We start from the raw sequence: 13928 nt of genomic DNA on the forward strand, positions 1-13928 counted from the left end.
AATCAGTTGTTTGAACGTCTTTGTTGTTGCTTCCTGCGTTGATTCATCTGGCGTTCTTTTCTTTGCTCTATCCGTTCCTTTTGGATATGCTGTTCCACCTGAATCTGTTCCGGCTTCTTTTCACGATGAGTTCCCGTACGACGACGGTTCATCTCTTCCGGTGTCAGACGCTGCATGTCATCTTTATTCTTGTCTATGACCTTATGTAAAGAGTCGGCATTTTCTTTAGTAGCTATCTTCTTCAAAGAATCCGCTTTCAATGCTTCTATCTTATTCAAAGAATCGCGTACGGCAAATGCAAGCGTATCTGTACAATGATAACGAGTCATCATGAAACGGTCGGCCAATACTGCCCCGCCTTTTTCCTGGCTATCCATCGGATAATAAATGAAACCTTTTATTTCTTTCATCGCACCTAATGTGTCTGCAAACAAACGAATTTGTTGCACACCCGATTCAGTCACCGTTTTCCAATGATTGATCGTATCTTTTTCATAAATCACCTGCATAGCCATAGTGACACCTCTTAAAGAGTCGGCAAGCATCGGCTCCAGGAAACAATACCGCACTTCCCATACCAGTGTATCCCGGTCTTTGTAGTTAGAGTCGGTCGGCAAAGTAAATACATATTGATTATCCATCATTTCACCGGTCAGACGTATCATACGCTGCCACGGCCAGACATCAATGCTATCACCTTGCTTGGTCATTTTCGGTTTCTTATCACGCTTGGCTATCAGGTCGCCAACAAGTTCCTGTTCGTCTCTCAAACGTTTTTTTACCTTATCATAAATTTTCGATAAAATCTCTGTGTTACGGGTATACCAAACCATGGATGAGTCAAATGCAGCTTGTGTAGTCCCGTATTTTTTGAAAACGGCGTCGATATACAATGCTTTCTTATAGTTCTCACTATAAGGCAAATTATCTCCCATAGACTTTGCCACATGATAATCATACAGCAAATTCTCCATCTTCGATTCCGAGATTACATCACCGGGTCTTTTCACTTTACACCCGGCTACCGCAAACACGAACATGCAGACGAGACACAGATGAAACCGAAATTTATTTTTCATGATCTGTAGCTTCCTTTTTATCTTTATCCAGCGAATGATAAGACTCATTCAAATATTTACTATAAAAGAGTAACAAGGCAATGATACCGCAACTGATAGCGGCATCCGCAAAATTAAAGATCGGGCTAAAGAATATAAAATGCTCTCCACCTACAAACGGCATCCACGTAGGCCAGTTTGTATCTATAATCGGAAAGTAAAACATATCCACCACTTTTCCGTAAAACCAGGTAGAATATCCACCACCTTCCGGCATGAAACTGGCAATCTGCGAATGAGTGCTTTCATTGAAAATAACTCCATAGAACACGCTATCTATGATGTTCCCCAAAGCACCGGTCAGAATAAGAGCCACACAAACGATATAGCCTGTTTTGAACCCTTTCTTTATGATTTTATAGAGATACCACCCTATCAATGCTACTGCAACAATACGGAATGTTGTCAGGAATAACTTGCCGAAGATTTCCATACCGAAAGCCATCCCGTTGTTTTCGGTGAAATAAATATAAAACCAGTCCGTCACACGATTGCTTTGATGCCAGTACATATGAGTTTTAACCCAGATTTTTATAATCTGGTCAATAATCAATACGGAAAAGATGACGAGAAGGGTAATTCTTCCCTTCGTGAATAATTTCTTCATGTGTTCATTATAAATTAAACATAACGAGCTACAAGTGCCGTGCGTAAAATTTGCGCAGCTACTTGTAGCTCGTCACTCGTAGCTTGTGTAGCTATCTATTATTTTTTACCACTGTTTTTGGCCTCAATACTCAAAGTGGCATGAGGAACAGCACGCAGACGCTCTGCCGGAATCAATTTTCCGGTTTCCCGGCAAATGCCGTACGTCTTATTCTCAATACGTATCAAAGCAGCCTGCAATCCCTGGATAAACTTCAACTGACGTTGTGCCAGACGGGTTGTTTCTTCCTTGGAAAGTGTATTAGCTCCCTCTTCCAACACTTTATATGTAGGAGATGTATCATCGGTATCATTACCATCCAATCCCATCAGACTCTTCTTCAACTGTTCATAGTCACGTTGGGCCAATTCCAGTTTCTCCATAATGATGGCACGGAATTCTTCGAGTTCCGCATCCGAGTATCTAGTCTTTTCTGCCATAATCTTACAATTTAAAAATGTTAATCAATGATAGTATTAGTTTTTCATCACATTCACGAACAGTGAGAAATCGTCAAAGTTAAGCTCTGTACCGTTTTCCACTTCATCAACAAGTTCCAAAGATGTGCCTAAAACCTGGTTACAAATATAAGTATTATATTCTTTTACCGCATCATCTGTTTGCGTATTTTTCGAGATTGTTATTTTTATTTTGTCTGTAATCTCGAAACCGCTCGATTTACGTATATTTTGAATACGGTTCACCAGTTCGCGGGCAATACCCTCACGACGCAACTCCTCGGTAACAGTCACTTCAAGCGCCACAGTCAGCTTGCCTTCGTTGGCCACCAGCCATCCAGGAATATCCTCGCTGATGATTTCTACATCTGTCGCTTCGATGATAGCTTCCGCCCCATCCAGGTTCAATGCATATTTCCCGTTCTTTTCCAATTCAGCGATGGCTTCCTGTGACATTTCAGCAACTGCAGCAGCTACTGCCTTCATCTGTTTTCCAAATTTCGGGCCGAGTTTCTTAAAGTCACATTTCACTTTCTTCACCAATACACCGGCAGCACCGTCAACAAACTTGACTTCTTTGATATTTACTTCGTTCATAATCAGGTTCTTCACGGCTTCGATATGAGCTTTCTGCTCTTCATCTACCACCGGAACCATGATACACTGTAACGGTTGGCGAACCTTGATATTCACTTTACGCCGCAATGCCAGTACCATAGACGTTACGTCCTGTGCCATTTGCATACGGGCTTCCAATTCCTTGTCTATAATCTCTTCCTGACATTCCGGGAATTCGGCAAGATGGACGGAAACCACATTGTCACGTCCTGTTGCAGTAATCAAGTCTGTATATAAGCGATCTGCGTAGAACGGTGATATAGGAGACATCAATTTGGCAACTGTTTCGAGACAAGTGTACAATGTCTGATAAGCAGACAATTTATCCTGTGTAAATTCACCACCCCAAAAACGTTTACGGTTCAAGCGAACATACCAGTTGGACAAATTATCATTCACAAAATCGGAAATCAAACGACCTGCCTTGGTCGGCTCATATTCATTATAGCAAGCATCTACCTCTTTAATCAATGTGTTCAATACAGACAATATCCAACGGTCGATTTCCGGACGTTCCGCCATCGGCACGTCGGCTTCCTTATATTCAAATCCGTCTACGTTGGCATAAAGCGCGAAGAATGAATAGGTATTGTATAAAGTACCGAAGAACTTACGGCGAACTTCTTCCACTCCTTCCACATCGAACTTCAAGTTATCCCACGGAGAAGAGTTAGTAATCATATACCAGCGTAACGGGTCGGAACCGTACTTTTCAATCGTAGTGAACGGATCGACAGCATTGTTCAAGCGTTTGGACATCTTGTTACCATTCTTGTCAAGCACCAGTCCGTTAGAAATAACAGCCTTGTATGACACGCTGTCGAATACCATCGTAGCGATAGCATGCAGCGTAAAGAACCATCCGCGTGTCTGGTCCACTCCTTCTGCGATAAAGTCAGCCGGATATACCTTGCGGTTGTCCAGCAATTCCTTATTTTCGAACGGATAATGAATCTGCGCATAAGGCATAGCACCCGAATCGAACCAAACGTCAATCAAATCAGATTCACGCTTCATCGGCTGACCGTCTTTCGACACCAATATGATATCGTCTACATACGGACGGTGAAGGTCAATCTTATCATAGTTCTCTTCAGTATATTCGCCCGGAACGAAACCTTTATCCTTGTACGGGTTGGATTTCATAAATCCGGCAACTACCGATTTTTCTATTTCATTATAAAGTTCTTCTACAGACTCGATACACTTTTCATCTGTATTATCTTCCGTGCGCCAGATTGGCAACGGAGTACCCCAATAACGGGAGCGGCTCAGGTTCCAGTCATTCAGATTTTCCAGCCACTTGCCGAAACGGCCTGTTCCGGTAGACTCCGGTTTCCAGTTGATGGTCTTATTCAGTTCCATCATCCGTTCCTTGCAAGCGGTAGAACGGATAAACCAGCTATCCAATGGATAATAAAGCACCGGTTTGTCTGTACGCCAGCAGTGCGGATAATTGTGGACATGCTTTTCTATCTTGAAAGCCTTGTTGTCTGCTTTCATCATCATGGCAATGACAATATCCAAAGATTCGGCAGCCTGCGCAGCTTTCTCATCGTATTTGCCATCCACCATAAATTGAGGATCATAAGCATTTTTCACCCATGCACCCTGATATTCTTTGTATTTATCTACATCAACACATTCTTTTACGAAATTCTCATCCAGCTCATTCAACAGATAGAATTTACCAGTCAAATCCACCATCGGACGAGTTTCGCCTTTCTTATTAATCATGAAAAGTGACGGGATTCCTGCAGCACGTGCCACATTCGCATCGTCTGCACCAAATGTAGGTGCAATGTGAACAATACCTGTACCGTCTTCTGTAGTAACATAATCACCCGGTATTACACGGAAAGCTTTATCACTAGCTTTCCAAGTACCATTTTCAGATACTTCAACAGGTTTTACCCAAGGAATCAACTGTTCATATTCCATACCGACAAGATCAGTACCTTTGTATTCAGCAATCACTTTAAACGGTACAAGTTTATCTCCGGCTTTGTAGTCCTCCAATTTCAGATCAGCAGCTTTTGCATTGAAATGTACATTCAATAAAGCTTTTGCCAAAACCACTGTTATAGGTTCTCCGGTATAAGCATTATAAGACTGTACAGCCACATAATCAATCTTCGGTCCCACACAAAGAGCCGTATTTGAAGGTAATGTCCATGGAGTAGTTGTCCAAGCGATAAAATAAGGAGTTCCCCATTCGGTCATTTCCGGTTTAGGATTCTTCATTTTAAATTGGGCAACAGCCGTTGTATCTTTTACATCCCGATAACAGCCCGGTTGATTCAACTCGTGTGAGCTCAATCCAGTTCCTGCAGCTGGTGAATACGGCTGGATCGTATATCCTTTATACAACAATCCTTTTTTATATAGTTGCTTCAATAGCCACCATAATGTTTCAATATAACGATTGTCATACGTGATATAAGGATGCTTCATATCCACCCAATATCCCATCCGATGAGTCAGGTCTTCCCACTCCTTGGTATATTTCATCACGTCTTTGCGACAAGCAGCATTATAATCGGCAACAGAGATTTTCTTACCAATATCTTCCTTTGTGATACCTAATGCTTTTTCCACACTCAGTTCCACAGGCAGTCCGTGCGTGTCCCATCCGGCTTTACGCTTCACCTGATAACCCTTCATCGTTTTGTAGCGACAGAAAATGTCCTTAATGGTACGAGCCATTACATGGTGAATACCCGGCATACCATTAGCCGAGGGAGGTCCTTCGAAAAACACGAACGAAGGACAGCCATCACGTTCTGTCATACTCTTGGCGAAAACCTGGTTCTCGTCCCATTTCTTCAGCACATCTTTGTTCACCTGCGAAAGGTCAAACTGCGAATATTCAGTAAATCTCTTACCCATAGCTGTCTACGATTTTACTATTTACAATTTACAATTTGAGGGGTATCCCCATTTTTAAGGGTGCAAATTTACAAAAACATTTGTTTAGTTGAGCAAAAAGCTAGGACTTTTAATCGGATTCGTGTGAAGTTAACGATTATAAACCGCCTACAGCCTAAACAAAACAGGTATCTCCTTGTTTTAGTGGGAAACCTAAAAGCACTTTAACTTATGAATTACGGTATTAGCATTTTATTCAGAGCAATCCCTTTGGCGATGGCTATTTTTTGCTTCAGTTACGGAACGTTTATTTGTAGTTATGGAGATGACGGGAGTCGTGTTGTGGCCGACCCTGTTGTGTTTTCACTCGGTATGAAGTGCATAGCCAAACTATAAACAATTATGACACCATACCATTGGTACGATGTCATAATCTTAATAGAACCATGCCAAGAAACCGAAGTCATAATGACATGATGAAATTACACTAACCTAATTTATTTGTTTTTCTTCCAAAGCTTGCTCATATCTTCCAGTGTCTTGCCTTTCGTTTCGGGCACCCAACGCCAAACGAAGATGGCGGCAGCTACACAGATAATTCCATAAAGGCTGTATGCGAACATCGGACTGAAATCGTACAATGCCGGGAAAGTGGAAGATATAATATAATTAAATATCCATTGGAAAGCTACAGCGATGGCAACTGCCTTGCCACGAATTGTATTCGGGAAGATTTCCGAAATCAATACCCAGCAAATCGGTCCCCAAGACATCATAAAGAATGCGGCATATACGATAACCGAAACTACCGGAAAGATTCCCTTTATAGCCATGCTATCACACATTGCTACCGCAAATGCCCCTACTGCCATACCGATAGAACCGATAATCAATAGCGGTTTACGTCCGAAGCGGTCTACTGTAAAGATAGCAACCAATGTGAAAATGATGTTTACGATACCCATAATAACCGTTTGCATCATACCGCCACCTTCTGCGCCTGCATTTTCAAAAATGCGCGGAGCATAATAAAGTACCGCATTAATGCCGATAGCCTGTTGGAATACGGAAAGAAGAATACCGATAACAATTACTGCCACTCCATAAGTAAAGAGTTTTTCTGTCTTTTCGTGAGCAGTAGCCTTGATATCATTAAGGATTTCCTGAGCTTTTGCTTTACCATTAATTTTTTCCAAAATAGAAAAGGCTTTTTCTTCCTGTTGTACCAACACCAAATAACGGGGAGTTTTCGGCACGAAGAACAATAACAAGCCAAAAAATGCAGCAGGAAAAGCTTCCGAACCAAACATATAGCGCCATCCTTCTTGTACAGTCCACATATCAGACTCAGAACTTACTGATAAAACACCGGCAGCATCTTTCAGAATAACAGGATTCTGATGGTCGCCCATAATCAGGTAATTCACAAAGTACACCACCAGCATACCGAAGATAATGGCAAACTGGTTGCACGAAACAAGCGTTCCACGAATGTTGGAAGGCGCTATTTCCGCGATATACATCGGACAAACGGCAGATGCCAGTCCGACGCCGATACCGCCTAAGACACGATAAAGATTAAACGTAATCAGCAAGTCCATATTTGGTTTTCCGTATTCGAAGAACAAAACCTCAGGATAATAAGAACCTAATGCTGAAAGGAAAAAAAGTACAGCGGCAAGCCTCAACGAATTACGGCGTCCCATACGGGAAGCGAAAATACCGGAGAGCGCACCACCAAGTACGCAACCTATCAATGCACTGGAAGAAGTGATTCCATGCATTACTTTGTTATATTGGAAATCAGAGGCTGAAAGAAAAAAAGCTTCCAATCCTTTTTCTGCTCCGGAGATAACTGCCGTGTCATAACCGAAAAGCAGTCCGCCCAGGATAGCAACGGATGTGATGGAATACAAATAGAGTTTGCTTCCTTCGTTCGTTGTATTGTTCATAGTTTCTTTAAGTTGGATAAAGTAGTGTGTAGTAGTTGGATTAGATATAAAAAGAAGGTGATAAAGCAGCAGTTCAACCACTGCTTTACCACCTTAATATTAGATTTTAATTAGCAATACATATTCAGAATTGCTTCATAAAGTTCTTGCTTGCCGCTAGTCTGTTTCGGTTCACCGTTTGCTTTTGCATAAGCAACTACATCTTCCAAAGTCAACTTGCCATCTTCAAATTCTTTACCTTTACCGCCATCAAATGAAGCGTAACGGTCGGCCAGCATTTTCTTGTATGGGGATTCGTTCAGCAGAGCAGCTGCACTTTCCAATGCACGAGCCATAGCGTCCATACCTGCGATGTGAGCGATGAAGATATCTTCCAGGTCGGTAGAGTTACGACGAGTCTTAGCGTCGAAGTTTGTTCCACCGTTACCTAAGCCACCGTTGCGGATTATTTGCATCATAGCTTGTGTCAGTTCGTAGTTGTCAATCGGGAATTGGTCTGTATCCCAACCATTCTGATAATCACCACGGTTAGCGTCGATAGAGCCCAACATGCCGTTGTCTACTGCTACTGCCAATTCGTGTTCGAAAGTGTGGCCAGCCAAAGTTGCGTGGTTTACTTCAATGTTCACTTTGAAATCTTTATCCAAGCCATGAGCTTTCAGGAATCCGATTACTGTTTCTGTATCTACATCATACTGATGTTTTGTCGGTTCCATCGGTTTCGGCTCAATCAGGAAAGTACCTTTGAAGCCACGGGCACGAGCATAATCACGAGCGATGGTCAGCATTTTTGCCAGGTGTTCTTTTTCACGTTTCTGATCTGTATTCAGAAGAGACATATAGCCTTCACGGCCACCCCAGAATACATAGTTCTGACCACCCAGTTCGATCGTTGCATCGATTGCATTCTTGATCTGAACAGCAGCACGAGCTACTACATCAAAATCAGGGTTAGTAGCAGCACCGTTCATATAACGTGCATGGCCAAATACGTTGGCAGTACCCCACAACAGTTTGATGCCAGTTTCAGCTTGTTTCTGTTTTGCGTATGCTACGATTTCTTTCAGGTTAGCTTCGTATTCTTCGATGCTTGCACCTTCAGAAACCAAGTCTACATCGTGGAAACAGTAGTATTCGATACCCATTTTCTGCATGAATTCGAAACCTGCGTCCATTTTATCTTTTGCAGCCTGAACTGCGTCAGCATTACCATTCCAAGGGAATTGCTTTGTTCCGCCACCGAATTGGTCGCCACCTTCAGCACACAAAGTATGCCACCATGCCATAGCGAATCTCAACCAATCTTTCATCTTCTTGCCGTTGATAACCTTTTCAGCATCGTAGTAACGGAATGCCATCGGATTCTTACTATCTTTACCTTCGAACTTAATCTTTTCAATTCCCGGGAAAAATTCTTTTGTTGCCATAATTCTTTTATTTTTTAAAATGGTTATTATTTAAATTGTTAATTATTTATCTGAAGAAAGAACCGGAGCCGGTATCTTGCCTGCCATTGATTTTTCAAGGCGATATTTCCATTTGGCATATGCGTCAGCATATTCCTGGCGTTTTGCCACATTAGGCTCAATCACATCCAGTTTGTCGAGTGTAGCAAATGCCTCATTGTTATCTTTGTAGATACCTGCACCGATGCCCGCACCTTTCGCAGCGCCTACGGAACCGTCTGTATCATAAAGCTCGATAGTGGCTCCCGTCACTCCCGCCAAAGTATCACGGAAGATAGAACTCAAGAACATATTAGCGTGTCCGGCATGAATCATCTTCACAGGAATTCCCATTTGCTCCATGATATCAATGCCATATTTAAAAGAGAATACAATACCTTCTTGAGCGGCACGAATAATATGATGCTTGCCATGCGTATTAAAATCCAGTCCACGGATACTGCAACCGATTTCTTTATTGTTCAGCATACGTTCGGCACCGTTGCCAAAGGGCAGGATACTGATTCCAGCACTGCCGATAGGAGCTTTGGAAGCCAATACATTCATTTCATTATAAGATATTCCTTCGGGAGCAATGTTGCGTTTCACCCATGAATTGAGAATACCCGTTCCGTTGATGCAAAGCAATACTCCCAAACGTGTCTGATCTATGGTATGATTGACATGTGCAAAGGTATTGACGCGTGACTGCGGATCATAGTTCACTTCACCGTTCACGCCATAAACCACTCCCGATGTTCCTGCCGTAGAAGCAATCTCTCCCGGATTAAACACATTCAGGGAAAGGGCATTGTTAGGCTGGTCGCCTGCACGATAGGTAATCGGTGTCCCTTCTTTCAGTCCAAGCTCTTTGGCAGCTATTGCATTTACACGTCCTTGTTCTGCAAATGTCGGCTTAATATCTGCAATCAAAGAAGAATCAAATCCGTAATAATCCATTAAGAAATCAGCCACCCGGTTGTTCTTGAAATCCCAGAACATACCTTCCGAAAGTCCGGAAACAGTAGTGCAGATTTCTCCACTCAACTTCATGGCAATATAATCGCCCGGCAGCATTATCTTATCAATCTGCTCATAGATGGCAGGTTCGTTTTCTTTAATCCACGCCAACTTGGAAGCGGTAAAGTTTCCCGGTGAGTTCAACAGATGAGAAAGACATCTCTCCTCCCCGATTGTCTCAAACGCTTTCTGACCGTATGGCACCGCACGGGAGTCACACCAGATGATAGCAGGACGCAATACATGCTGATTCTTATCAACACAAACCAATCCGTGCATCTGATAAGAGATACCGATGGCTTTAATTTCGGCGGCACTCACTCCGGATTCGGTCATAATAGCCTGTGTGGACAACTTTAAGTTTTCCCACCAACTCTCCGGGTCTTGTTCCGCCCATCCGGGATTCACTGCAATAATATTCGCTTCTGTTTTCGGAAAAAATGCCGAGGATACACATTTACCAGTCTCCGCATTTACCAAACTCGCTTTTACAGACGAGCTACCTATGTCATAACCTAATAGAAACATAATTTTATTTACGATTAAACGATTTACTATTTACGATTTAACGCTCAATGTCCGACAATTAATGCTTTAACATCCAACGCCTAATACTTAATACTTGATACTTGATACTTGAACAGGGTCTACCTCCTTACCTTATTATATATCTTCTTATCAAATTTATAATAACGGGCAGCACGGTGAGCCACTCCCTGTTGTTTTTCTTCCAAAGGAACTACATATTCCATCATGGCTATTTTTTTATGGAAGTTGCGCACATCTACGGCTTTGTCGTATACCAACTCAAAAAGGGTCCTTAATTGTGCGGCTGTAAATTTGCGCGGAAGCAGCTCGAACAACATGGAAGGATTGAATTCTACGAACTGACGGATATAAGTCATCGCTTCCCGGATAATCAAATTATGGTCGAAAGCCAATGTCTTGACGTCTTTCAAAGCGACCCAGCAAGCTTGGTGATCGTCCAGATTCTTATCCAACGCGCGGTCTATCTTCACCATCGACAAATATGCAATGGTAACAATACGCTCCACTTTTGACTGCATAGCTCTTTCCAACCAACGTACATCTTTCGGATTACTCGTTCTGTTTTTAGAACCAAATGCTTTAAACTGTATCAGATTCACATTTTTAAGTCCTGTCAGTTCATACAAAACTCGTTGTGCTGCTTCATCCAAGGCTTCATCCATATAGATAAGACTTCCGGGAAGTTTCATATCATGATATACTTCCCCATTATCCTCACCTGCACGTTTTACAAGCAACACTTTCAGTTGTTCTCCGTCAAAACCAATCACTACACAGTCTACTGATATATGATTGTTTGCCAAAGGTGTATTTTTCTGTATATTCTGCATATCTTTTTCTTTAAGACGATGCAAATATAGAGGCTAAAAACCATCAAAACAAAATAAGAATTATGCTATAAAACATTGTTTTTCATCGAAATACATATCATACATCATACAATATGAATAGTTAGTGTTATCTTACGAATTACAATATGTATTTTAGTATTTCCACGAGTGGATAATTTTATAAAGTACAAAAACCGGACGGACGCTTTATTATCAGTACTTTTCATATAAATTCCACTAAACGGAAACAAAGATACTTATTGTACTTTAAACGATATGTCATTTTGTACCTTATCGTTTTTTATTCTATCTTTGCAGAGTAAATATTAAAAAATCTAAAATGGAACATCATCCAGTCATTTTATCCATTGCCGGCTCCGATTGTTCGGGAGGCGCAGGTATTCAGGCAGACATAAAAACAATCTCGGCTTTAGGCGGATATGCGGCATCGGCCATCACCGCAGTCACCGTACAAAACACATTGGGAGTACGCACCATGCAAGCTATGTCCCCTGAAATTGTCCGCGGGCAGATAGAGGCTGTGATGGAAGACCTCCAACCTGTCGCAATAAAGATAGGCATGGTACATGATATTCAGATTGTCCGTGTCATTTCCGATTGTCTGAAAAAGTACAGACCGGAATATGTCGTGTACGACCCAGTAATGGTATCTACCAGCGGTCGAAAGCTAATGACGGACGAAACCATCGAAGAGATAAAGAAAGAGTTGCTGCCACTTGCCACCTTAATTACGCCTAATATAGACGAAGCCACCGTGCTCACGGGTAAAAGTATCCATAATATCCGGGAAATGCAGGAAGCAGCTGAAATATTGACGGATAATTTCCATACCAGCCTTTTAATAAAAGGCGGTCATTTGGAAGGAGACGACATGTGCGACCTCCTACATACTGCCGACTCCATATACCATATATATAAAGAGAAAAAGATAGAAAGCCGTAATCTGCATGGAACGGGCTGTACCCTCTCTTCTGCTATCGCCACCTGTCTGGCCAAAGGCTATCCCATGCAAGAATCCATCCGGCATGCCAAGAATTATATCACTCAGGCTATCATTGCAGGAAAGGACTTGCATATCGGTCACGGCAACGGCCCGTTATGGCATTTTCCCGCCCCCATTGCGCAAATGTGTACATTTTGTGCGGTTGTATCATAAAAATACGTAACTTTGCACCCGCAATTAAAAATCAATTAAATAATAAAAATATGAAAGCATTTGTATTTCCCGGTCAAGGCGCCCAATTCGTGGGAATGGGTAAAGACCTGTATGAAAACTCAGCTTTAGCAAAAGAATTGTTTGAAAAAGCAAATGATATCCTTGGATATCGCATTACAGATATCATGTTCAACGGCACAGACGAAGACCTTCGTCAGACAAAGGTTACTCAACCTGCCGTTTTCCTTCATTCCGTTATCTCTGCCCTTTGCATGGGCGACGACTTCCAGCCGGAAATGACTGCAGGACATTCGCTCGGCGAATTCTCCGCTTTGGTAGCTGCCGGAGCCTTGAGTTTTGAGGATGGATTGAAACTTGTGTATGCACGTGCAATGGCTATGCAGAAAGCTTGCGAAGCGACTCCTTCCACCATGGCTGCCATCATCGCACTGCCGGATGAGAAAGTAGAAGAAATCTGTGCAGCAGTAAATGCAGAAGGTGAAGTTTGCGTACCGGCCAACTACAACTGCCCGGGACAAATCGTTATCTCCGGCTCTGTGCCGGGCATCGAAAAGGCTTGCGAACTGATGAAAGCTGCCGGAGCCAAACGTGCCCTTCCGTTGAAAGTGGGCGGTGCTTTCCACTCTCCGGTGATGGATCCTGCTAAAGTAGAACTGGAAGCTGCCATCAAGGCAACAGAAATTCATACTCCCAAATGTCCGGTATATCAGAATGTGGATGCTCTTCCTCATACCGACCCTGCAGAAATCAAAAAGAACCTGGTTGCTCAATTGACTGCTTCCGTACGTTGGACACAATCAGTGAAGAATATGGTTGCCGACGGCGCTACTGATTTTACAGAATGTGGTCCGGGTGCCGTACTTCAAGGATTGATCAAAAAGATTGACGGTACTGTCAATGCTCACGGTATTGCATAAATATCCGTAAGACAGACTTATTTTTTAAAGGAGATAGAGTGTGTTGGTAATAGCTGCCAACACACTTTTTATTTTCATCCGATACCGTTCTTGGTAAAATGGGGGCTCAACCGCGCTGTAATTATGCTTCAATGCAGTCAACAATCACCGGCGGGAGAAAGTTTTCCGACAAGCGCCCCGTTTTGTTAACGGATGCAAACGCAATAGAAGATAGTTTGTCCGCATTTTGGAAAACGCAACAAACTATCCATCTATTTACATCATTTAACAATCAAGCATCAAATTCCGCTCCATCCTCGCTTCATGAAG

At 42.4% G+C, this 13928-nt stretch carries 10 protein-coding genes and 1 pseudogene; 3 read left to right on the forward strand and 8 right to left on the reverse strand.

Annotated elements, in window-relative coordinates; translation table 11 throughout:
* Positions 1–2 precede the first annotated feature (2 nt).
* From A4V03_RS09060 to ileS, 4 genes are all read right to left on the reverse strand, one after another.
* A complete protein-coding gene (locus tag A4V03_RS09060) occupies positions 3–1079 on the reverse strand; it encodes a DUF4296 domain-containing protein (protein WP_065538643.1) in 1077 nt (358 codons plus the stop codon).
* Positions 1069–1725: a lipoprotein signal peptidase gene (locus A4V03_RS09065; protein WP_065538644.1), complete on the reverse strand. Its 657-nt coding sequence runs from the start codon at positions 1723–1725 to the stop codon at positions 1069–1071. The genes A4V03_RS09060 and A4V03_RS09065 overlap by 11 nt, the downstream gene beginning before the upstream one ends.
* Positions 1726–1823: 98 nt before the next feature.
* Positions 1824–2204 carry a TraR/DksA family transcriptional regulator gene (locus A4V03_RS09070; protein ID WP_065538645.1) on the reverse strand — a complete coding sequence of 127 codons (381 nt, stop codon included), beginning with the start codon at positions 2202–2204 and terminating at the stop codon, positions 1824–1826.
* A 36-nt stretch (positions 2205–2240) separates the two neighbouring features.
* The gene (ileS, locus tag A4V03_RS09075) at positions 2241–5729 is read right to left on the reverse strand and encodes an isoleucine--tRNA ligase (RefSeq protein ID WP_065538646.1); all 3489 of its coding nucleotides are present in this window, start codon (positions 5727–5729) and stop codon (positions 2241–2243) included.
* Positions 5730–5939: 210 nt separating this feature from the next.
* On the opposite strand from ileS, the pseudogene A4V03_RS20730 reads away from it, so the two are divergent.
* Positions 5940–6095: pseudogene (locus A4V03_RS20730) on the forward strand (DUF2776 family protein); the annotation flags it as partial.
* Positions 6096–6205: 110 nt separating this feature from the next.
* Here the strand turns inward: A4V03_RS20730 and xylE are convergent.
* The 4 genes from xylE to A4V03_RS09095 form a co-directional block, all read right to left on the reverse strand.
* A complete protein-coding gene (gene xylE, locus A4V03_RS09080) occupies positions 6206–7660 on the reverse strand; it encodes a D-xylose transporter XylE (protein WP_065538647.1) in 1455 nt (484 codons plus the stop codon).
* 110 nt (positions 7661–7770) lie between these two features.
* Positions 7771–9087, reverse strand: coding sequence for a xylose isomerase (gene xylA / locus A4V03_RS09085; RefSeq protein WP_065538648.1), 1317 nt, complete (start codon positions 9085–9087; stop codon positions 7771–7773).
* Between the two features lie 42 nt (positions 9088–9129).
* Positions 9130–10653 (reverse strand): xylulokinase, encoded by a 1524-nt coding sequence (locus A4V03_RS09090; RefSeq protein ID WP_024987507.1) that lies wholly within the window; start codon positions 10651–10653, stop codon positions 9130–9132.
* Positions 10654–10772: 119 nt separating this feature from the next.
* Positions 10773–11504: an NUDIX hydrolase gene (locus tag A4V03_RS09095; RefSeq protein ID WP_024987506.1), complete on the reverse strand. Its 732-nt coding sequence runs from the start codon at positions 11502–11504 to the stop codon at positions 10773–10775.
* 340 nt (positions 11505–11844) lie between these two features.
* Here A4V03_RS09095 and thiD point away from each other — a divergent pair, with 340 nt between their 5' ends.
* Positions 11845–12681, forward strand: coding sequence for a bifunctional hydroxymethylpyrimidine kinase/phosphomethylpyrimidine kinase (gene thiD, locus A4V03_RS09100; RefSeq protein ID WP_024987505.1), 837 nt, complete (start codon positions 11845–11847; stop codon positions 12679–12681).
* A gap of 50 nt (positions 12682–12731) precedes the next feature.
* Positions 12732–13619: an ACP S-malonyltransferase gene (gene fabD, locus A4V03_RS09105; RefSeq protein ID WP_024987504.1), complete on the forward strand. Its 888-nt coding sequence runs from the start codon at positions 12732–12734 to the stop codon at positions 13617–13619.
* Positions 13620–13928 lie beyond the last annotated feature (309 nt).

It is taken from the genome of Bacteroides caecimuris (assembly GCF_001688725.2).
Classification (GTDB): Bacteria; Bacteroidota; Bacteroidia; order Bacteroidales; family Bacteroidaceae; genus Bacteroides; species Bacteroides caecimuris.

Bases quoted from the DNA above. Each gene is read 5' to 3' on its own strand.
- A4V03_RS09065 (WP_065538644.1), bottom strand. From the start codon at position 1,725: ATGAAGAAATTATTCACGAAGGGAAGAATTACCCTTCTCGTCATCTTT.
- thiD (WP_024987505.1), top strand. From the start codon at position 11,845: ATGGAACATCATCCAGTCATTTTATCCATTGCCGGCTCCGATTGTTCG.
- A4V03_RS09060 (WP_065538643.1), bottom strand. From the start codon at position 1,079: ATGAAAAATAAATTTCGGTTTCATCTGTGTCTCGTCTGCATGTTCGTG.
- A4V03_RS09090 (WP_024987507.1), bottom strand. From the start codon at position 10,653: ATGTTTCTATTAGGTTATGACATAGGTAGCTCGTCTGTAAAAGCGAGT.
- A4V03_RS09095 (WP_024987506.1), bottom strand. From the start codon at position 11,504: ATGCAGAATATACAGAAAAATACACCTTTGGCAAACAATCATATATCA.
- fabD (WP_024987504.1), top strand. From the start codon at position 12,732: ATGAAAGCATTTGTATTTCCCGGTCAAGGCGCCCAATTCGTGGGAATG.
- xylE (WP_065538647.1), bottom strand. From the start codon at position 7,660: ATGAACAATACAACGAACGAAGGAAGCAAACTCTATTTGTATTCCATC.
- A4V03_RS09070 (WP_065538645.1), bottom strand. From the start codon at position 2,204: ATGGCAGAAAAGACTAGATACTCGGATGCGGAACTCGAAGAATTCCGT.
- ileS (WP_065538646.1), bottom strand. From the start codon at position 5,729: ATGGGTAAGAGATTTACTGAATATTCGCAGTTTGACCTTTCGCAGGTG.
- xylA (WP_065538648.1), bottom strand. From the start codon at position 9,087: ATGGCAACAAAAGAATTTTTCCCGGGAATTGAAAAGATTAAGTTCGAA.